We start from the raw sequence: 20,705 nt of genomic DNA, 5'->3' as shown, positions 1-20,705 counted from the left end.
CATTCCAAGACCCAGCATACAGGAGGCGCTTTTTTCTTTCAAAGCTCAAATTTCTTCATTACAGGAATGGCTCCTCGAATTTCAGCTGACGTATAATTGGCGAATTGTTAACGAATCAGCAATGGTTTAACTTCATCAATAATCTTTTCTAACGCTTTTGAACATTGCTCGTACATCTGCTTTGTATTTTGTTCTTTGGTAGATAAGCCAAACATTTCGAGATCCGCTTCACACTTTTTCAATGTTGCAAGCAACGCGGCTTTTTTCTGGGGTTTCGGTACTTTGATCTGATCATCAAATAAATCAACGTATAGCTGGCCATAGGAATCCACCTGTCCAAGATATACGTTATCAATCGAAACACCTAATTTCTCCAGTTCCGTATCCAACCATTGCCTGTTTAGACCTATCGTGGCAAGCGGCTCGTCCATTATTTTTCCATCCATAATGACCGTTTGAGGCTCTTGTTCCGGCCCGACATTTACTCCAAGGTGTTTAGGCGTTAACGGTTGGTTTTCCTTGGTTAAAAGAACGCTAATGTCACCGCTCGGCTCCATGACTGCGAATTCAACATCGGCAGCTTTGAACACATTTTTTTTTCGAAGCTGTTCCATAAGTTCATCCGAGGTAATCCTTTCTTTTTTTAGGTTATCCTCCATGATCTTGCCGTCCTTAATGAGCACTGTTGCTTTGCCGTCGAATAGGTCTCTTGCCGTTTTGCTTTTCAGCTGTAAAAATTCAATCCCTAAAGAAACAACGGTCCAAACCGTCATCGCAACCAAGCCCAGATACCAAGTGGACTCCAGATCCAACGAAACGTAAGCTGCAAGGCTGCCGATCGTGATTCCGGTGATATACTCAAACAATGAAAGCTGTGATACCTGTCGTTTACCCAATATCTTCGTTAGGACAAAAAGAACCCCCATAGCCAATAACGTTCGCAAAGCGATTTCTACCCAATCCGGCATAATATCACCATTCCTTTCCGATCACATTAATCGACAAAGGTTAATATGTCCCTATTCCATTATTTTCATGCATTTCCATCTGAAAATTTTTCTAACGTATGCTTTTGTTGCGAGACGGAAATATTAATTTCGGTATGGGGAGAATGTAAGCATCTATTCCTATTACCTGTGAAACATTATCCTATCCTAAGGTAAAGGAGGTGACGTTCCGTGACAGTTGCTTCTCAAGTGAAAACGTGCGTAGCATCTTTAAAAAGTGCTCAGGCGAGTCTTGAACAATTTGCTTTGGAAACACAAAATCAAGAAGCAAAATCGCTCTTTACGAATGCGGCCCAACAAACCCAACAAATCGTGCAGCAAGTAGAAAGCCGCGTACAACAGTTGGAAAATGAAGAGCCTCAATATAAGGGGTTTTAAGAAAAACAGACAAACCATGAATATTGAGGACATGGCTTGTCTGTTTTCATCGGTGAACAGATTAGAAAAGAGATCAAACCCTACAAGTTGAGTAGGGTTTGATCTCTTTTCGCCACTATTCTTTTGTTTAGACAGCTAACCTTCTAGTCCCTGGGCAGCCGTTGAACCGCTAAAAAAACGAGAAGTATCACACCCATATATCCAAACAGCGGATAAAGATAAGTAAGTAAGGAGGTGAAACCGGCTTGACTAATCAAAAAACTAGCAAGTAATATGCCGAGAACTAACCAACTTTTAGGAAGATGATATAGACTTTGGATTTGACGAGAAATTCCGAAGACATTGCCTATCAATGTGGTGAATATTTCTCCATAGATTACGAGCAAAAACAATACATGAAAAAACTGCCCGAAATCTCGAATAATCTCGGCCATCGGAATATCGTATTGAAGAATCTCGGGCATCTTTGAGCTCATTGCAAAATGGCTGACAAGAAGCATAAAACCAAGACCAATGCCTCCCCAAAACCCTCCCCATTTTAATGCGCTTTCGTCATCCACCTCACTCCCTAGAGGAACCATAACGGCTAAAATAAAAGCAAAATTCAATCCTGCATACACAAACGGACTCACGAACCACTTCAAATTGTACAGTTGTTGGTTCTGCCAACCGACTATATCAAAAATATTGTCTATTCTGACAACCTTTACGACAAGGAGAATAGTGAAAAAAAGCATCATGGGAACGACTAACGAGTTTACGAACATAATTCCGCTGATTTCCTTCGTCATCACCAGATAACACAAAATGATGCTGATGATAATACCCAGTTGATAGGGTAGACGGAGTTGTTCTTCGAAAATGGTACCGGTACCTGAAAGCATCACGGCCGTTACCCCAAATAGAATAATAAAAGTCAAGGCATTTGCGACTTTGCCGAAACTCTTGCCAAACAGATAAACATTAAACTCCTGATATGAAAATGCTTTGATCTGGTGAGCTAGAATCATCATTTTAGTGCCGATCCATACAAAAAGAAAGGTGCTGCATAAAATGCCTAATACCCCATAGGCTCCGTATACCGTGAAAAACTGCATAATCGACTGTCCTGAGGCAAATCCGGCTCCCACCACGGTTCCCGTATATGTCGCGGCGATTTGTATTATCATATTTGTTTTTTTCTTCATATTTCACCCATGTCCTGGTAGAGAATAGAATCATTAAATTCTATGCTTAAAAAAATTGCTTATTCCAAAAGGAACTCGTTGTCAGCCGTTATGACGAGAAACGATAGTGGTCCGGTAGATCATCAATTAACAAACTTGAGTCTTTAACAATGACATGGTAAATATGCAGCTCATGAATCTGGGCATGATTTTTGGAATCGGTAAACTTATGGTTTTGGCCTTTATTTATCTACCGAGGATGAATCTGTGCAATCAACGCCCCGCTTGGCGATGCTCGAAGCCAGCAGATATAGCCCGACATAGATCGGAAATGAATAGATATTGCTTCCAGTGAATGGAATGATATAAATCAGCCATTTGTGAGATCGGCTCGGCCACAAAAGCGGAAAAACCCCCAAATAGGAGAGCCTTTATCAGCGGGTTCCGGCTTGTACTGGTTTAAGAACATCACTGTGGCGGGAAGAAGTGAAAAATTCCTTGGAAAATTGGCCGACATGAACGGTAGGACTTCCCTGTGATAATGCCAGAGTCCCATGGCAATCCCAAGCTGGTTCGGCCATGATGACACGATAATCATCGTAAACCCGGATAGTAGAAACTGTCCCGTAGCCCTCTTATCCCGAAATCCGATTCAAAATAGCCAGGAGTTCGAATCGATCGAAGAGCTTGCTGAGATGTCTGTCCAACGTCTTGTCGACTTCTTGGTGCAGCACGGCAGGAACCGTTTCGAAAATCCTGAAGCGGTCGCCAAGCCTTGCAGAAAGCCGCTCGCTCTTCGTATCGATTGCCCCAAGCGATGGCGGACTCTTTCAATCTCGCTATGGCTTCGAGTATCCCGTTCCTGCAGGCCAACATAATGAGGACGCATCCTTTTCGATTCCTGTGAATACGGTCATTATATTCAGCAACTTCTGAACAGGCAATCCCGCCAGAAGTTGGACGTTACCTTTCAGCGGAAACACAATACTGTCCACAAAGCAATGGCTAAATGGAAACTCATCCCTCTCCTCGACATTTGTTGGCGTTTTTCAATTATAGCGGTTGATTCTTAATGCAGACAGGTTTTGAACAAAATTGTTTCAGTCCATCCCAGTTGCCCCAGATGCAATTTTTGCATCGATTCGGTTGTCTTGGGGCAGAGGTAGTCCGGTTTTCAACGCTTGTACTGGATGTTGGTGACATGCAGGTATCCACCTTTCCAAATTTATGCAAACAGCATTTAAGTTGTCCAGAAACGAATTATCCTATTCCGCCAAGCAGCAATCCGCATCGTGAAAGTTCCACTTTGATCCAATCTACTCCAGCCCCCGCATACAAATATCAAAGACCGGATCTGTCCATATTGGACAACAGCCGGGCTTTGGTCCTATTTCGCAGGATAAGTTGTCTTCGAAAATTATACTTTGAATTTTCCAACTAACGCGCGAAGCGAGCAAAGCAATCACTTTCTCTCCGGCGACTTGAATTTCAGTTTTTCCTGCTAGTCCGGGTTATCGGCGACAAGTCCGAACAGAGCGTCATAGTACGTCTGCCAGTTTTAATTCCCGTTATTATAAGGATCCAAATATTGCGCTTCTCCGATTATCACAAAACCACGCTGGCCCGTTTCCATATCGACAAGATCTTATTCGATGGATTGAGCCAGGCTGTGTACTTCCATATCATGATTCGTAATAAACTCGGTTTCCTTCTGGAATGCAGCCATCTGCATCCGGTTTGCCCAGAAAGCGAGGGACAAAAATCCGAAAGGCGCTGAAATCGAATACAAACTGACCGGACGCACAGGGGGGGACATCACGGTTTCCTCCCGGTTACGCGCATCCGTTGCAACGTCTTCAAATAAGCTGGCCTTGTACGCATTTTGGATAGCGGCAAACGAAGCACTGTATCTTTCCAGTCGCTAGCAAAAAACGGGCTAAGTGGTTGCAAGTACGGCTGCCCGAGCGAAGTCAGTCCATGCAGGTGGATGCAGAACCAGATCAAACCAAGACCGATACCCCACATGCCAAGCCATGCCGCCAGAATCAACAGTGAAAATTGAAGAAGCTTGCTCGCATTTGTCATTAAATAATTGGGAACGAGAAAGGAGGCATGGCGGAAATGGCGATTACAATCACCATCACGTTGCTTGCGATTCCCGCCTCCACGGCTGCTTGACCGATGACAATACCGCCTACGATGCCGAGTGTTTGGCTGGATTTGGTGGGCATGCGCAAACTGGCTTTCTTTAATATTTCCAGAGTCAGCAGCATGAGCAGCGCCTCCCAGAACGGTGGATATGGAATTTCACTCCGTGATTACATCAGAAGAAATAGCATCTCCAAAGGAACCACCTGATAATGATGAACCGTCACCGCTACGTAAGCCGGGGTCAAAAACAAAGCAATTACAAACGCGACAAAACGAAGTCCCCGCAGGAAGGTGCTTACCAACCAGCGATGTACATAGTCTTCTGGGGATTGAAACAAATTAAGCTCAAGCTTTTGTCCAACTGCTCGGTTAGGCTGTCTTTAGGGCCGTACACAATCGATTCCTGCTCGGAAGAATCGATGGCGCGGCCCAACTGATTCTGCTTTTTGATTGCACAAACGTTCCCGATTTCATCAAAAACAAGGATTCCTCCTTGCAAGATGAGCTCTTCGGTTTGCTGCAGCGTCGTTACGTCCACCCGATCTTCGGAAATCACCTTTTGTCCTGCTTGTTCGTCCGGGGCGTGCAAAAGGGGAAGCACGATGTCGCTTTCGACCTGATTTTGATCCACAAAGGAACGGATGTAGAACAGCTTGACTTTCCGCCCTCCCGCATCCAACTCATGCACTTGTGCATCGTGAATATCGTGAAACAATTGCTGCACGTGCTGCGGAGACAAGTTACCTGCAGGAGGTTGGGTATCGGCTTCTTTTGGCGTATCGCTTTTGTCTTGCTTTTTAAACCAACCGATCCAACGCATCGTCTCCCTGCCTTTCGCGTTCAGTCCATGTATTATTTTTCCCGATATAACAAAAAACATGCTTCGCAGTTCCGGGTTGTTGGCAGTCTTGAGATTATGAGTCGGTTCGTGAAAAAACCACCGATTTTACTACCGGTGGCTTGAATCGTGAACATTTCGCAAACACTGATTCTCCCAGTTGTTGCAGAAGTCCTCATACACTTGCTCGACTCCGCTGTCGGATATCATGTGTCTGGCCAGAAAGTCGTACCAGAACTGATCGAAAGACAAGGGCATCCGGGTTCCATATTGGGAACGAAGGGTTACATAACGGTCCCAGATTTTGATTCGGAATGCTGCCAATTCATCACATCGCTCCATGTCGGTTCGCCTTTAAGCGGCGCTGGTATCGCTGGATATTTCTGACGTTTTCGCTCTTTCTTCGGCCAGCTTTTGAAATTGTTTTGCTCTTTCCAGATGAAAGGCACGCAATTGTTCGTGATATTGAGCCATTTTCATGTGCCAGTCGTACATTTGCCTGACATAAGCGGCGTGGTCATGCGTAAACATGGGCATTGCCTGTTTAGTAAACTGCATTTGAAAACATTCCTCCTTGGGTTAGGTAAAGTTGATCTTACAGCATTAGTCTATGGCAGGCGCATAGAAGAGACAACGGCATCCGCCCGGTTTCCAGTAATTTTTATCGGGTTGTTTGTCTAGACGCGGATGGAAACACAACCTCCCGTTCTTCAGCATAGGCTAAAAGGAAACCGAGATCGAGGAGGAGATTTCAACGTGTATGCTTATCCAAATGGAATGTACAGGGAAACGGCAAATTCCACATTATCTACAGTAACTTTGGTTGACCCGTATTTTTATCACACCTTGCGCTCGCTTCAAGGAAAGCCGGTGGTTATTGAAACGTTTCGAGGTCCTGTTCGGGGTACGATAACCGACGTGAGACCGGATCATGTTGGGCTGCAAACAGACAGTGCTTCTTTCTTCTTACGTACGCAGCAAATGATCTGGGTTATGCCTTCTTAGCGCTCCGGCGCGGCATGAGACAAACGTCCCCTGTCATAAAGATAATAAGAACCATCAATTTGGTAAGGGGATGATGTCCGCCATGTTCAAGCGCATCAATCGATTGCCCATTGCATTGCCTGTTCCCAAACATCCGGACGCTAACGCCGCCGCGGCCGTGCAGGAACTATTAGGCGGCCGTTTCGGGGAGATGTCTACGTTGAATAATTATTTGGTCCAATCTTCGAATTTTCGCAGCAAAAAAAAGCTGAAGCCTTTTTATGAACTTGTGGCCAGCATTACGGCGGAGGAGGTTGGCCATGTGGAATTGGTGATGAACTCCATTAATTTATGCCTGTCCGGTTCCACATTTCCGGCAGATCCGGATGAGTCCCCTCTGCGCAACGGGGTTGACAAACGCAATACCTACCATTTTATTGCATCAGCTCAAACCTCGTTGCCCGGCGATTCGATGGGCAAAGCATGGAACGGCGATTATGTCTTTAACAGTGGCAATCTGGTACTTGATCTGCTGCATAACTTTTTTCTCGAATGCGGCGCCCGCACCCATAAGATGCGCGTGTACGAGATGACAGATCATCCTGTCGCCCGCGAAATGACGGGTTACTTGCTGGTCCGCGGGGGAGTTCATGTGCTTGCTTACGCGAAGGCGCTCGAAATCATGACCGGAGTCGACTTAAAAAAAATGCTCCCTATTCCCAATCTTGAGAATCGGGCATTTGATGCGACCCGCAAATACGAAGAACAGGGAATTCATCGAAAGTTATATACGTTTAGCGATTCAGACTATGAAGATATCGCTCAAATCTGGAAAGGATCCCACCCTTCCGACGGAGAGCGATTGGAAGTCGTCAGAGGAGTTCCCCAAGGAGGGGAAGTGCCCGATCTTGAAGAAGTGCCGGAAGAATTTGCCCCTGGCATCTCGAATGAGGATTTTATGCAGATTGCCCAACGGCTGCAAAAGCTCGCCGGATTGTAAGGTGTTGCGTTCCTATACGGGTAAGGGTTGCTGCTTATATGGCATGTATACGAAACCTTTATTTATGTTTATTTCTATTAGCCGTGCGCGACTCCCAGCGTGCGGCTCGTCACATGGTGGTGGTCAAGCACAAGCCTTTATTTGAATGGTTTCAATTGCCTATCCCTTAGTTCTTGAATTTTATTTTCTAAATATTCGATGCGAGATTTTAGTTGTGCTTTCTCTATGACATGTTTTCTGCATATTTCCAGAAGTTTCTCGTTCTTTTCCTTCTCATTCTGAAGCGCCTGCTTAACTTTTTCATACCGATTCTCAAGCAATCTTTTGCCGCTTGGTCTGGTTGACGTTTCGATTGCAGTAGCTGCAATTTCTTCTGCCCCTTTTTCAATTTCCATCTGCAGCAAAATGGCTTGATCACAGCGTTCCTTAAGATCAGGACGATTATAGATCGTCTTTCGCTCAATGCCAGCTTTTTTAGCAATCGCTGATATGGACAGTTTTTTCTTTCCTTTTCGGAGGTTTGTTATTGCTTGTTCGATACGCTCCAGTGTAACGAGTTTATTTTCTTTAGAAGGGTCACTCATGCCATTCCCTCCCATTCGCTTGGTGTGATATTGTAATCTGAATGATTATCAATTCCGGAATAATTCACCTGGGTTTCCAACTCATCAATAATTCCTACGAGGTATTTTTCAATTGTCTTTAACTTGTTCTCATAAGGACCTCCAGCAGGTGCAGATGCCAATTCGCCACGAATTTTTTTCAACCGGCCTTTATGAACTTCAAGAAAGTCCGGAGTAGTCAAAAAATTGCGGCATCCTAAACATATCCCGTCGCCTTCACAAGGTTCATTTCGCATTGGATGGTGAAGACAAAGTCCATGTGACAAAATTTGAATCTTATGCGCTTTACGCAATTTATCAACTTGTTCGATGGTCTTTCCTTTGAATGGGTTAATTACTTTAAGTTTTTCTTTTATTTGAAGAGCCTGCTTACCAACAAGAACTGCGCCTTCATTGAATACTTTCGCGAACTTGTTCCTTACATCCTCTTGAAGCAGGTGTGTATAGTGCTGTGTACCTCTAATGGACTTGTGATTTAACAATTCCCGTATGGTTTCCAGAGAGGCCCCGCCTTTTAAAGCATACGTAGCGCAAGCGTGGCGGAATGTATGAGATGAAAAATCAGCAATATCTCCATTTTTATATCGGAGATTGTGTTTTTGAAGCCAGGGTCTTAGAAAATTCTTTGACCAATTTGCATGGGAAACTATACCCACGGGATATCCTTTGACATTACGTATTCGATTAAGAAATAAATACGGTAAGCCCGATTCTTTTCTTAACGGATCCGTGTATTTTTCAACTTTCGTAATGGCTTGTACGACAAGGGCATTCGCTGGTTTATACACCCTCGTAGGTTCGGCTTGCAGTTTACCGGTGTTGTATACTAATTTAGTTTCTCCGCCAATTGGCTCAATGGAGGCATTATACATCGTAATGATTTCGCTAATGCGAAGTCCAAGCTGCAATCCAACTACTACGCTAGCTGCAACAAGTATATTTTCGTCCATATCTAAATCACTTACTGCTTTACGCAATATCTGATCGATCAACTGTTCGTCCGAAATTTTATCAATGTTTACTTGCTCTGCTTGCTTGGCATCCTTCTTTAACGCTTTGTTATTAATAATGAGCTCATTGTACATACCCTGAACAAATCGAACATCTTTTGGAACATCCCAGCCTTTAATATTTCCCTTTAATAAGATTTCTTTTAACGCCAATGCACTTTTCTTGATTGAAACAGAACTTATTAACTGACCGCTTGTCTCGCTTTTCGCTTCAGGCAAATACGTAAAATACATCTCCAATAAAATCTGATCAATTTCTGAAAACGACTCCACTTCCGGCGCATATTCTTTTATAAATTTAGAAAATCGAACAACACCGTCTAAATTTCGTTTGGCAGTTGAAAACTTGCCCGTGGTTAACTCATGATGCATAAACCATTTTATTACTTCTAGCATTTTGGGCTTATCAACAACAAATTCAAAATCAATCATAAGCCTCTTGCCAGACAAATGCTCTACATTAATAAATCCGTTAAAATCCCATACATTGTCTGAGAATTTACTATTACCGCAACGGAAATCTGATTGGGGTATTAGGGGGTTGTAATCAAACAATTGAAGCTTTATACTTTCAACCACTCTGCATCGCCTCCAAACGCCCTATAATCGTTTCTAAGGCGTATTCAACAGTCTCAAGATGATGTGTCGTCCCGATATACTCCTGAGCCATATATGCCTCTCTGTTGGCTCTGAGACGATCCAAATGGTCTTTATGAATTGGTAAGTGTTCGGGAGTCGTGATAAACTTAGGACAGATCACGCACATATTAAATTTAGAGCATATCTTGCCCTCATTATTTATCGGCTTCTGACAAGCCCCATCAGGCAATGAAGCAGACAATAGCGTTTCCGTGTCGAGATTCTTTCCTTGACCAAGTTCCTTCTCATTGATTTCCTTGACTATCATGCCAATAAATCCAAGCTTTTTATATTCGCTTTCAACTTTTGGATTTTGGACTTTTGCATATAAGCTTGTGGAGTGCAATGATTCGTGACCTAGATATTCTTGAATTTCAAACATGCTCATGCCCTTATTTAGCATGTCCGTTCCAAGCGTATGCCTAAATGCGTGAAAGGTTAATGGGTATAATTCGCCATTGTTATCTCTGATATCATGCTTTTTGACAAACCGATAAAGTTTATCTCGAAATATTTTTTGGAGCAGTCTGGCGTACCGTATATTCCGTTTTTGCCAGTAAAGACAAATGTAGTTTGTTGCAAGTTCTTTCCTGGCCACTTCTGAGTATTGTTCAAGTAGTTGAACTGCCCGTTTGACTCGATTTGATACGGGGATATATCTGTCAGCCTTATTTTTCGGAGAGAAAACATACAATACGGGTTTTCCTGTAAAATCTTCAGTTATACAACCCTCGGTTAGGTCCAAAACCTCTGAAAGCCTTATTCCCGAATCGATGCCGATCTCCACAATAGACTTCAAGAGGATGTTATTCTCCTTTTTTAAAGCTATTTCAATCTGTTCCATTACATTATCGGGTATATACCTTGTCCTTAAAACATCATCTTGCTTCAGTGCTTGGTACTCATCTCCATCAAAAACCTGTCCCTCCGGAAAACCATCATACTCAAAAAACTGCCCATGTTCTACTACCCATTTTAGTGCAGACATAGCAACCGATCTTGTAGAGTTTGCTAAATGAATCTGTTGTAAATAATAAATATACATTTGAGTAATTTGGTGCGATAAATCGGCATAATCCATAATTTTCAAGTTGTATTCTTTCAGGAATTCAAAGAACCGTTTCAATGAATAATTATATCGATACAGTGTTTCGACGCTCGGCTTCCCTAGACTCATGCATTCAATTGTTATTTGCTTATGTATTTTCTTGAACCATTTATTTGGCAAATATGAAAATTCAAAAGATAATTTATCACCATAACTCGATTGATACGGAACCTCCCATCTATCAGTTTTTGTATCAACTGTTGAAATATACGCTCTACTCAATTCAACTCCGCGCTCCTTCTCTGACGCATGAAGCTTTCATATGCCGTTGTTTTCGCTTCAAGCGACAAATGTTGATACTTACTCGTAGACTTAACATCATTATGACCTAACCTATCTTGGACATAACGCATATCAAATCCCGATTCGGTGAGTTCGGTTCCATGGGTGTGCCTAAGCATGTGAGGAGTGCATTTTATACCCACTTGTTCAGATAGCTTATTGAAGAGCTTTGTTATCGTATCGCGGATCATATATTGGCCAGGGCTGGTTTCATGATTCACAAATATCGTAAGATGTTTTCCATCATCAGGGCGATGATACAAGATATAATCCTCTATGGCAAAGACAATATCTCTGCTGACGGGTATTTCCCTTTCTAGTGATTTGATGTTGTGGTCTTTATGGTATAGTGGATCATGCTCTTTTACCTTTATAACCCCAACTTTTGTTTGAATCTCATAATCACCTATACGAAGACCTAATGCCTCACTAATCCGGCAACCCGTTTCATAAAGAAATCTGAACAATAACTGATTTCGGGCATTTAAGCTCTCATCTGACTGTAACATCTCAAGTCCTTGATAGAGCTTTTCAACCTGTTCCCGAGTCAAACGCTTACCCTTAACTGATTTTTTCTCTTTAACTCGGAAGAAATTAAAACCCATATCTTTACGACTAACTTTCTGAACTAGGAAATGTCTGTTTTTTGAATCATCTTTATAAGTTAATGGGTTCTCCGTCACAAAGCCCCCAATCACTTCATAAAATCGATAAAATGAGGCTATTGTTGCCATATACTTATTCTTTGTCTTTGCAGATTTCTCTTTGTCCGTCTTTCCGACTTTCGTTTTCAAATACTCAAGCCAAGAAAACATATCCGCTTTCCTAACCTCGTAAAATTTAAGCCCCACTTCGTTTAACCAAGTGAAATATTCCTTTAAGTCTCTACTATAACCTTCGATTGTGTTCTCAGAGTGCCCCTTCTCTTCTAAATAGTGAAGAAACAATGTTATTTCCTCGACAATGTTGTAGTCCTCATCCACAACTACTACATTTCGTTTTCCGGCCTCATTGAGAGTTTTTTCAATTTTCAGATTACCCATATTCATCACCACCAAGATCAATACTATATGATGTTCAGCCAATGTTTTCCCACTTTAACCGAACTTGAGTGTATATATCATCCATCATCTATTATTATGGAGCTAATTGTCAATTATCATAGTTGAGTTCTGTTGAGTTCCGGACTAAACTCAAGAAACAAAAGGAACGATTCGCATATGCAATGCTCTTCCGCCGCGGGTACAATGAACTCTTTTGTGCTGCCATAGAAAAAGGTGTGTTGCCATAAGGCCAACACACCTTTTTCCTAGATATTATCCGTTGTGTACGGAAGCAACGCTACCGCCCTAGCACGTTTAATTGCAACTGTTAAAGCACGTTGATATTTTGCGCTTGTTCCAGTCACACGGCGAGGAAGAATCTTCCCCCGTTCACTAATGAACTTTTTAAGAACTTCCGTATTTTTGTAATCAATATGAGTAATTTTATTGACTGTAAAGTAGCAAACTTTTCTACGTTTACCTTTGCCACCTCTACGTGGAGCAAACTTTCTTTCGCCACGTTCTTCGTCATTTCTTTGTGCAAATGCCATTGTTATACTCTCGTTCCTTTCATTATGCATATTGGTCAAACGTAATAAGCTTTCTCTGGCTATCCCCAACTTCTCACTACGGGGCTGTACCCACATCTTGAAATAAGGATGGTCATCATCACTAGACTACATTGACTGTCATAACATATTACACATTTTACTCAACATCGTGCGATCTTAATAAACCGTGGATGCTGGTCGTAAATGAAGATTACCATTACACAGTTAAAATGCTTTAAAACCCCTTGTTTTACTGAGGTCTTAAAGCATTTTCTTGCTCTCAGATGTTACGCTCTCTAAAACGGCAAGTCGTCATCAGAAATGTTGATCGGCTTGCCTGCACTCGCGAAGGGATCACCAAACGGATCAAAGTCATTGTTTCTCTGACCGGATGGCTTGTTTCCGCCACCAAATCCTGGTCCTGGATCGTATCCTGCGTTGTCTCCGCCGCCTTCATTGCCTCGACCGCCCAAAAATTGAACGTTCTCCGCAACGACCTCTGTTACATATACGCGTTTTCCTTCTTTATTATCGTAGGAGCGCGTTTGAATGCGTCCTTCGATGGCAGCTTGTCTTCCTTTGCGCAAGTAGCTTGCACAAAGATCGGCAAGTTTTTGCCAAGCGACAATATTAATGAAATCGGCTTCTCTCTCGCCTGCCTGATTGGTGCGAGGACGATTGACAGCCACGGTAAAAGTAGCAACGGCAACGCCATTCGGCGTGTAGCGAAGTTCAGGATCTTTCGTCAGGTTGCCGATGAGAATAACTTTATTCATCTTGGTTCCCCCTCTGACCGCGACAATGATTACTTCTCATCACGAACGAACATGAAGCGGATTACGTCGTCGTTGATTTTCATCAGACGCTCAGCTTCCGCAACAGCATCAGCGTTCGCTTTGAAGTTCATCAGAACGTAGTAACCTTCACGGAACTTATTGATCTCGTACGCAAGACGACGTTTACCCATTTCTTGAAGCTTAGAGATTTCGCCACCGTAGTTGGTCACAATTTCACTGTAACGAGCTACATTGGATTTTACTTTCTCTTCTTCAAGGTCTGGACGCAATACATACATAACTTCGTATTGACGCATACCTTTTCACCTCCTTATGGACTTTGCGGCCCTGTACGGGCAAGGAGCGAGTGCTAAAACGAAACGCACAAAACATGCACTCCATAAATACTCGCATTATCGTATTATAGCAAAACGCCTATAGTGAAGCAACTATTTCGTACTAAACATTGAAGCGGAAATGCATGACATCTCCGTCAGCCACAACGTACTCTTTCCCTTCAAGACGGTACTTCCCGCGCTCTCTGGCTGCCGCAACCGATCCAGCATCTACCAGGTCGTCGTAAGCAATAACCTCTGCGCGAATAAAGCCGCGCTCGAAATCGGTATGAATCACGCCTGCCGCACCTGGAGCTTTTGTGCCCTTGCGAATGGTCCACGCGCGCACTTCCTGTACCCCTGCCGTAAAGTAGGTAACCAGACCGAGCAGCTTGTAAGCAGCGCGAATCAGGCGGTCCAGACCGGACTCGGCCAAACCGAGCTCTTGCAGGAACATTTCTTTGTCTTCGCCTTCCAGTTCAGCAATTTCTGCCTCGACCTTGGCGCTGATGACAACGACCTCTGCTCCTTCCTTCGCCGCATGCTCGCGAACAGCCTGCACGTGAGGATTGTTGTCTGCGTCATTGATTCCGTCCTCTGCCACGTTGCACACGTACAGCATCGGCTTGATCGTCAAAAGGTGCAGGTCGCGAATCCATTTGCGCTCTTCGTCGTCCAACTCCACGCTGCGCGCGGACTGGCCTTCTTCGAATGCAGCCTTCAGTTTTTCCAGCACGTCCAACTCCTGCTTGGACTCCTTGTCGCCGGATTTCACCTTGCGCGCGATACGGTCGATACGGCGCTCGACTGAATCCAGATCGGCAAAAATCAGCTCCAGATTGATCGTTTCGATATCGCTCAGTGGATCGACACGGCCTGCCACGTGCGTGATGTTTTCATCCTCGAAGCAGCGAACGACATGCGCGATCGCGTCTACTTCCCGGATATGTCCGAGGAACTGGTTGCCAAGCCCCTCGCCTTTGCTCGCGCCTTTTACCAGGCCGGCAATGTCCACGAACTCAAATGCCGTCGGAACGACTTTGTTCGGCACTACGATCTCTGTCAGCTTTGTGAGACGCGGATCCGGAACTTCTACGATCCCCACGTTCGGGTCAATCGTACAGAACGGGTAGTTCGCCGACTCCGCACCCGCTTGTGTAATGGCATTGAACAGTGTTGATTTCCCCACGTTGGGAAGCCCAACAATACCGCAAGATGCACCCATCTATATACACTCCCTTGTCATCGTCCTAACATCCTTTTAAGTATATAGATTTGGATTTAAGAATACAATTGTCTCCTTGTGGCAACTTTGGGCCCTGACAGGAAGCTCACCGTGCTGTCGGAATGTCCCCCTTTCCACTTCCACGATAGCTGATGGTGGTGGGACAAAAAAAGAAATGCTAGACTTACACTAGCAAAAAAACTGTTGACCCGATCACTCATTCATGTTCATGAGGTGAATACATAATGAAGCTTTTGCTTTTCGGCGCCACCGGCCGCGTCGGCAGCCATATTTTACGGCACGCGCTGGCAGATGGCCATGAAGCTACGATTTTGGTGCGCTCTGCGGACAAGCTCCCCCAGCCTTTGCCCGAAAACGTGCGCGTGCTTACGGGAAACGTCTTGAATGAACAGGACGTCAAACTGGCGATGCAGGGCGTCGATGCCGTTATCAGCGCCCTTGGCACAGATGGCACGACCACACTGTCGGAGGGCATGCCGCTCATCCTGCATGCCATGAAGCAGGAAGGCGTCTCCCGAATTGTCACAGTAGGCACAGCGGGAATTTTGCAAAGCAGAGTCTCCCCCGATTTGCTCCGCTACCAGTCCAGCGAATCGCGGCAAAAGCTGACCAGGGCCGCCGAGGAGCACCACAAGGCGTACTTGCTCCTGCAACAATCCGGACTGGACTGGACGATTGTGTGCCCGACCTATTTGCCTGACGGCAGCTACACAGGCAATTACCGGGTCGAGGCCGATTACTTGCCTGCAGATGGCATGCAAATTTCCGTTCCCGATACGGCGGAGTTTACGTACAGGCAGCTCGGCAGTTCTGATTATTTGCGTGTACGGGTAGGGATTGCTTATTAGTTACCGTTTGAATGAAGCACGAAACCTTTTCCTTTTTTTCCGTCCTATTAAATAGCTCAAAATGATGTGTCACTTTATGTGGGAGGGAAAATGATAAAAAAACTTTTGCTAGTATGCGCGAATAGCATCATCGCCATATGGTTCTTTCTCCTTTGGTGTAACAAGATGCTGCTTGCCAGTGATATTCCCATAAACATCAGTTATGAGGAGATGAAAAGCGAAATTATTGCCATTCTCGTTTCTACAGCCATTGCTGTCCTTTACGTGAAACTGACTCCCGGCAACCCACTATATTATTTCCTTATATTTCCTACCTTTCTTTGGGGCTTTTCCATGACTCAATCATTCATGTACAACTATCACAAATACGATACGATCATGGCTATTACCGGATTTCTTTGCAGTACGTTTATTTGGATTGTTTTATTTTGTACGGCTAGACGTACAGCCACGTCCCCGTAAATACGGTCCTAACAAGAAAAACGTTCTTGTTCTTGTTTCTTCGTGGCATAAGCTATTGTGTCACAGTTCGCAGCTGAAAAGTCCTTTGATTGCCCAAAAAAGGCTCCCTGCCGCTTACAGACAGGGAGCCTTTGCTTTGTTTATGCAGCGCTAAACGCTTTACTTTTCGTTCACCAGTTTTTCCAGCTCATTCAACGTCTCTTCGAAAATCTCCATGGCCTGCTCGATCGGCTTCGATGTAGACATGTCTACGCCCGCTGCCTTCAGCACTTCGATTGGCGGAGCAGAGCTGCCCGCTTCAAGGAAGTTTTTGCGGATACGGTCAACTGCCGGCTGTCCTTCATCCAGGATTTGTTTCGCCAGCGCCTGGGACGCCGCAAAGCTCGTAGAGTATTGGTACACGTAGTACTTATAGTTGAAGAAATGGGAAACGCGCGCCCATTCCATCGCGATTTCCTCGTCGGAAACCATGTCTTTGCCGTAGTACTTTTTGTTGATGTCGAGGTAGATTTTTTTGATCGCCTCGGCGTTGAGCGATTCTCCTGCCTGCTCCTTGTCGTGAATCGCTTTTTCAAACTCGGCAAATTGCGTTTGGCGGAACAAGGTCGAGCGGAAGTTCTCCAGGTAGTGGTTCAGGAGATACATTTTCTCTTCCTTCGTCTTCGCCTGCGCGTACATGCTCTTGAACAGCAGCGTCTCATTCATCGTGGAAGCCACTTCCGCCGTAAAGGTCGGATAGTTCGACGAAATGTACGGCTGGTTTTTGTTCGTGTAGTACGACTGCATCGCATGCCCCATCTCGTGGGCGATGGTGTACACGTCATCGAGTGTGCCCTGATGGTTCAAAAGCACGTACGGATGCGTGTCGTAGGCTCCCCACTGGTAAGCGCCGGTGCGTTTGTCGTCGGTCGAATAGACGTCTACCCAGCCGCCATCCAGTCCTTCCGCCAGCACCTTCACGTAATCGTCGCCCATTGCTTTCAAACCTTCGGTGACGATTTTTTTCCCTTCCTCGAAGGAAATGTATTTGTCGTCGGATGGAACGATCGGCACATAGATGTCGTACATGTGCAGCTCCTTCACTCCGAGCATTTTTTTCTTCAAGGCAATATAGCGGTGCAGCAGCGGCAAGTTGTCGTTGACCGTGTCGATCAGCTCATCGTACACCTTGGTCGGGATGTTGTTCGGCGTCAGGCTCGCTTCCAGCGCAGAGTTGTAGTTGCGTGCCTGCGCGTAGAAATTGTCTGCCTTCACTTTTGCTGCCAGTGTCTGTGCGAACGAATCCTGGAAGTCAATCAAGGCGCTGTAGTATGCCTTGAAAGCATCCCTTCTCACACGCTGGTCCTTGCTTTCCATATACGAAATGAAGTTGGCACGCGTCAGTTGGACTTCCTTGCCTTGTTCATCCTTGATTTTCGGGAACTTCACATCTTTGGACAGCATGCTGTAAATGTTGGTTGGCGCATTGCCCAGCGGAGAGGATTTTGCCAGCAGCTCCTCCATCTCTGTGGAGAGCGAATGCGGCTTGGTTCTCAGCATGTCCTCAATGAAAAGCTTGTACGGCGCCAAAGACTTGTCAGCGAGCAAGCTCTTCATTTTCTCATCCGGAATGGCAACGATTTCTGGCTGGAGCCATGCCGTTTTTTCCGAAACAAGCGTGTACATTTTCTCGGCGCGGTCTGCCAGCTTCTGCAGCTCAGAGTTGGCCGAGTTTACGTCCAGCGACATGTTGGCGTACACATACGCCTTGTCGTTGAGCCGCATCATGTCCACGTAATCATCGAAAGCAGCGAGCATCGCCGCAGCAGAAGTCCCCAGCTTGCCCTGGTGCTTGGTAAAAGCATTCGCCAAAGCCTCCACCTTGACTACGTCTTTTTCCCAATCCTGAACAGTCGGGTAAATATGATTCAGTTTCCACTTATATTGGTCTGGAATTTCAGCGCGGGTCTGATAATTTGGCTTTTCCGCAGCAAAAGCGACTGCCGGCGTGCTGTACGGAATAAATGGTACCGATACGGCCGAAAACGCAATAGCCAAAGCTGTAACTGATGCAAACACTTGCTTTTTCAAATCTCAATCGCCCCTTTTCCTTACTCTTTATCTTTTCCAATTTCTAGTTAGTGTAATTACGTTGTTGCACGTCCAAATTCCTTCTTATTAAGAAAAATATTTTAAATATTTAGGGCTTGCTGAACATATTGCATTTACGCCCATTGAGGCTGACGACACAGATTCAGCAGCAGTCTGAAAAGCGGCAAAAAGAGAACGCGCAGCTTGCGTTCGAGATTCATTACGAGCAGTTGAAGCGCAATAACGGTTTCGCTTGTCTCTCGAAGGCGTGCTCGAATACGCCCCAGTCCATAGGAGCGTTTGCCTTCTCCGAATTTTCCTTCAATCGCGTTACGGACGGAAGCATCCTGCCGTGCCTGCTTCCGATCTTGTTGTTCGTCTTTCTTTGGGCGTCCTAAGCTCGGACCGCTCAGACGGATTCCGTGTTGTTTGCAAAAGCGTAGGTTCTCTCGGTTTCGGTAGATTTGATCGGCAAGAATCGCTTCGGGATAGCATCCGTGTCGTTGAACATACGTGTCTACAGCAGCTTTCAAGGTCATGCTCTCGTTGAAGTTATCCCAAGACAGCTTTTCCATCCGGGCGTACCCATCCACCAGACTGATCGCCATTTTGGCTCCGAACTCCACAGGTGCATTCACTTTTCCGCGGACAATGGGACGTACATGTGGCTGGGAAAGACTCACGATGCGATCTTCCACCGAGTGGGAGCGTTTGTCGTACATCTCTTGTTGCTGGCGGTACAGTTCGGATATGACAAGCAGTTGCCGATACTGCCATGCACTCAGTTGAGTCAAGCTGGTTTTCTCTGCAAGCATTTTGATGATACGAAGGTTCCGCGAGACATAACGGAGCTGTTTTCCAATCGCTTTCCGTATGGCTTTGGCACCGGCCCGACGTTTCTTCGCAATCTCGAGGTAGCGTTTACGGGCTGTTTGACGATAGGTTCTCGGTTTCTTGTCCTTCCCGGCGAAAGGCTCATGAAGGACATCGATGATCGCTTCGAGTTTCTCTCGTGCTTCGTTCAACAATTTGAGATCGGTTGGATACGAGATGTCCGCTGGTGCGCAGGTCGCGTCGAGCATCAAGGTGCCTTTATTGCTCGCGGTCTCTTTCTTTTTGCCATCCTGTTTTACGGACGTCCCATCCTCAGCGCCATGACCGCCACTCGGAGGATCTTGGTGATCGTTCTTGTCTGGTTGCTTTTGACGTTCCGTTTCTTCTTCCAACATCCATTCGTTGATTTGATGGATCACATCTGCGCCGAGACGCTTACGGAAATGTGTCATCAGCGAATGATGAAAGGGTGGCTTATCCTGATAACCTGGCAAACCGATGAAGTATTGGTAATACGGGTTTTCCGTGATCTGTTGCACGGTTTCACGGTCATCCAACTGCTGGCGCTGTTGAATATACAAAGCGCCAAGAGCAACCCGAACCGATACCGGCTTTTGCCCGCGCATGGATTTTCGGAATGCCTTGGCATATTTCTCTTCCGCACGCCACCATGGAATCATCGCCGCAAGTTGAACCCAGCGGTTTTCTTTATTCAATTTGCCGCCAAACGGCAAGAAGAAATCTTCAAACAGTTGTAATTGACTCTCGGGTCGATGGTACATGGTTCTTCTCTCCACGTGCACAATTTTTTGCGGGAAATTCGCATTTTCCATGCATCTTATTTCGACTCAAGAGTACGTAAACCCTTGTAAAATCTACCGAAATTGATTATTCAGCAAGCCCTATTTACTAACAACAGTCAATTTATCCAGAGAAAATTCAGATTTGTGGATAATTTTGTGGATAACTGTCTATCCACAGCTTGTTTATTCCCAACCCCCTTTTCCGTTTTGCATTTTTCGACAAAAAGTTGTCCACATTTTCTGTGGATAGAGTGTGAATAACTTATTTTCGTCGGAACCAGGGCATTCGCCCATACCTATTTTCATGTTCCTACATAGCATGAGTATTGAAACTAGGGTAGGAGGTGTTAGCAAGTGGGTCTCTTTAACGGCTTCGACGATTTCGCGCTGATCCTGGTTCTTTTCATCCTTCTCGTAATCGTAGGTTGTGACTGCGACTAAGCTTCCCGCTGCCATCCGGCCTATCTGAAGGTAAGCTTGCACGACCATGCATCTTACCTTCCCCATTCCACATAGATCATTGACTGGCTACGCAGCCGACGGAAAATGAT

Annotated in this window: 22 protein-coding genes and 1 pseudogene; 4 read left to right on the top strand and 19 right to left on the bottom strand. The window is 45.1% G+C overall.

Annotated elements, in window-relative coordinates; translation table 11 throughout:
* Positions 1 to 107 precede the first annotated feature (107 nt).
* Positions 108 to 968, bottom strand: coding sequence for a DUF421 domain-containing protein (locus tag AC3WJN_RS18610; protein ID WP_171506667.1), 861 nt, complete (start codon positions 966 to 968; stop codon positions 108 to 110).
* A 210-nt stretch (positions 969 to 1,178) separates the two neighbouring features.
* On the opposite strand from AC3WJN_RS18610, the gene AC3WJN_RS18605 reads away from it, so the two are divergent.
* On the top strand, positions 1,179 to 1,385 hold the full coding sequence (locus tag AC3WJN_RS18605; RefSeq protein WP_007781230.1) for a DUF1657 domain-containing protein: 207 nt from the start codon (positions 1,179 to 1,181) through the stop codon (positions 1,383 to 1,385).
* A 143-nt stretch (positions 1,386 to 1,528) separates the two neighbouring features.
* Here the strand turns inward: AC3WJN_RS18605 and AC3WJN_RS18600 are convergent, their stop codons facing one another.
* The 7 genes and pseudogenes from AC3WJN_RS18600 to AC3WJN_RS18570 all read right to left on the bottom strand — a co-directional run bounded on the left by AC3WJN_RS18600 (position 1,529) and on the right by AC3WJN_RS18570 (position 6,098).
* A complete protein-coding gene (locus AC3WJN_RS18600) occupies positions 1,529 to 2,572 on the bottom strand; it encodes a YkvI family membrane protein (RefSeq protein ID WP_028407029.1) in 1,044 nt (347 codons plus the stop codon).
* Between the two features lie 349 nt (positions 2,573 to 2,921).
* The gene (locus tag AC3WJN_RS18595) at positions 2,922 to 3,149 is read right to left on the bottom strand and encodes a CBO0543 family protein (protein ID WP_285844152.1); all 228 of its coding nucleotides are present in this window, start codon (positions 3,147 to 3,149) and stop codon (positions 2,922 to 2,924) included.
* 960 nt (positions 3,150 to 4,109) lie between these two features.
* Complete coding sequence (locus AC3WJN_RS18590) at positions 4,110 to 4,184, bottom strand: CHASE3 domain-containing protein (protein ID WP_081494688.1); 75 nt, start codon at positions 4,182 to 4,184, stop codon at positions 4,110 to 4,112.
* Between the two features lie 12 nt (positions 4,185 to 4,196).
* Positions 4,197 to 4,367: a hypothetical protein gene (locus AC3WJN_RS18585; RefSeq protein ID WP_007779739.1), complete on the bottom strand. Its 171-nt coding sequence runs from the start codon at positions 4,365 to 4,367 to the stop codon at positions 4,197 to 4,199.
* A pseudogene (locus tag AC3WJN_RS18580) lies at positions 4,367 to 5,004 on the bottom strand (spore germination protein). Before AC3WJN_RS18580 ends, AC3WJN_RS18585 begins: the two are co-directional and overlap by 1 nt.
* Entirely contained in the window at positions 4,998 to 5,582 is a 585-nt protein-coding gene (locus tag AC3WJN_RS18575; protein ID WP_007779748.1) for a spore germination protein, read from the bottom strand. The pseudogene AC3WJN_RS18580 and the gene AC3WJN_RS18575 overlap by 7 nt, the downstream one beginning before the upstream one ends.
* 312 nt (positions 5,583 to 5,894) lie before the next feature.
* On the bottom strand, positions 5,895 to 6,098 hold the full coding sequence (locus AC3WJN_RS18570) for a hypothetical protein (protein ID WP_005828380.1): 204 nt from the start codon (positions 6,096 to 6,098) through the stop codon (positions 5,895 to 5,897).
* Between the two features lie 129 nt (positions 6,099 to 6,227).
* Here AC3WJN_RS18570 and AC3WJN_RS18565 point away from each other — a divergent pair, with 129 nt between their 5' ends.
* Positions 6,228 to 6,545, top strand: a complete 318-nt coding sequence (locus tag AC3WJN_RS18565) for a YuzF family protein (protein WP_310670640.1) — start codon at positions 6,228 to 6,230, stop codon at positions 6,543 to 6,545.
* Positions 6,546 to 6,627: 82 nt separating this feature from the next.
* Positions 6,628 to 7,524 carry a manganese catalase family protein gene (locus tag AC3WJN_RS18560; protein WP_005828378.1) on the top strand — a complete coding sequence of 299 codons (897 nt, stop codon included), beginning with the start codon at positions 6,628 to 6,630 and terminating at the stop codon, positions 7,522 to 7,524.
* Positions 7,525 to 7,661: 137 nt separating this feature from the next.
* Here AC3WJN_RS18560 and AC3WJN_RS18555 read toward each other — a convergent pair whose 3' ends face one another.
* From AC3WJN_RS18555 to ychF, 8 genes are all read right to left on the bottom strand, one after another.
* On the bottom strand, positions 7,662 to 8,108 hold the full coding sequence (locus tag AC3WJN_RS18555) for a DUF6262 family protein (protein WP_005828377.1): 447 nt from the start codon (positions 8,106 to 8,108) through the stop codon (positions 7,662 to 7,664).
* Positions 8,105 to 9,736, bottom strand: a complete 1,632-nt coding sequence (locus tag AC3WJN_RS18550) for a tyrosine-type recombinase/integrase (RefSeq protein WP_005828376.1) — start codon at positions 9,734 to 9,736, stop codon at positions 8,105 to 8,107. The genes AC3WJN_RS18555 and AC3WJN_RS18550 overlap by 4 nt, the downstream gene beginning before the upstream one ends.
* Complete coding sequence (locus tag AC3WJN_RS18545; RefSeq protein ID WP_005828375.1) at positions 9,729 to 11,126, bottom strand: tyrosine-type recombinase/integrase; 1,398 nt, start codon at positions 11,124 to 11,126, stop codon at positions 9,729 to 9,731. The genes AC3WJN_RS18550 and AC3WJN_RS18545 overlap by 8 nt, the downstream gene beginning before the upstream one ends.
* Entirely contained in the window at positions 11,123 to 12,271 is a 1,149-nt protein-coding gene (locus AC3WJN_RS18540) for a tyrosine-type recombinase/integrase (RefSeq protein WP_237716596.1), read from the bottom strand. The genes AC3WJN_RS18545 and AC3WJN_RS18540 overlap by 4 nt, the downstream gene beginning before the upstream one ends.
* A gap of 224 nt (positions 12,272 to 12,495) precedes the next feature.
* A complete protein-coding gene (gene rpsR / locus AC3WJN_RS18535) occupies positions 12,496 to 12,780 on the bottom strand; it encodes a 30S ribosomal protein S18 (RefSeq protein ID WP_023559051.1) in 285 nt (94 codons plus the stop codon).
* A gap of 296 nt (positions 12,781 to 13,076) precedes the next feature.
* Positions 13,077 to 13,556, bottom strand: a complete 480-nt coding sequence (locus AC3WJN_RS18530) for a single-stranded DNA-binding protein (protein WP_007779761.1) — start codon at positions 13,554 to 13,556, stop codon at positions 13,077 to 13,079.
* A 29-nt stretch (positions 13,557 to 13,585) separates the two neighbouring features.
* Positions 13,586 to 13,873: a 30S ribosomal protein S6 gene (rpsF, locus tag AC3WJN_RS18525; protein ID WP_005828370.1), complete on the bottom strand. Its 288-nt coding sequence runs from the start codon at positions 13,871 to 13,873 to the stop codon at positions 13,586 to 13,588.
* Positions 13,874 to 14,015: 142 nt separating this feature from the next.
* Positions 14,016 to 15,116 carry a redox-regulated ATPase YchF gene (ychF, locus tag AC3WJN_RS18520; protein WP_005828368.1) on the bottom strand — a complete coding sequence of 367 codons (1,101 nt, stop codon included), beginning with the start codon at positions 15,114 to 15,116 and terminating at the stop codon, positions 14,016 to 14,018.
* 245 nt (positions 15,117 to 15,361) lie between these two features.
* On the opposite strand from ychF, the gene AC3WJN_RS18515 reads away from it, so the two are divergent.
* Positions 15,362 to 15,985 (top strand): NAD(P)-dependent oxidoreductase, encoded by a 624-nt coding sequence (locus tag AC3WJN_RS18515; RefSeq protein ID WP_005828367.1) that lies wholly within the window; start codon positions 15,362 to 15,364, stop codon positions 15,983 to 15,985.
* A 621-nt stretch (positions 15,986 to 16,606) separates the two neighbouring features.
* On the opposite strand, the gene pepF is transcribed toward AC3WJN_RS18515, so the two are convergent.
* From pepF to AC3WJN_RS18500, 3 genes are all read right to left on the bottom strand, one after another.
* Positions 16,607 to 18,517 carry an oligoendopeptidase F gene (gene pepF, locus AC3WJN_RS18510; protein ID WP_005828363.1) on the bottom strand — a complete coding sequence of 637 codons (1,911 nt, stop codon included), beginning with the start codon at positions 18,515 to 18,517 and terminating at the stop codon, positions 16,607 to 16,609.
* Positions 18,518 to 18,651: 134 nt separating this feature from the next.
* Positions 18,652 to 20,133 carry an IS5 family transposase gene (locus AC3WJN_RS18505; protein ID WP_007779768.1) on the bottom strand — a complete coding sequence of 494 codons (1,482 nt, stop codon included), beginning with the start codon at positions 20,131 to 20,133 and terminating at the stop codon, positions 18,652 to 18,654.
* A 204-nt stretch (positions 20,134 to 20,337) separates the two neighbouring features.
* Positions 20,338 to 20,643, bottom strand: a complete 306-nt coding sequence (locus tag AC3WJN_RS18500; RefSeq protein WP_005828362.1) for a hypothetical protein — start codon at positions 20,641 to 20,643, stop codon at positions 20,338 to 20,340.
* Positions 20,644 to 20,705: the final 62 nt, after the last annotated feature.

Source organism: Brevibacillus sp. FW306-2-1A-C05A, assembly GCF_058781555.1.
Note: the sequence above shows the minus strand (reverse complement) of the source record. Positions and strands in the feature narration are given on the sequence as shown.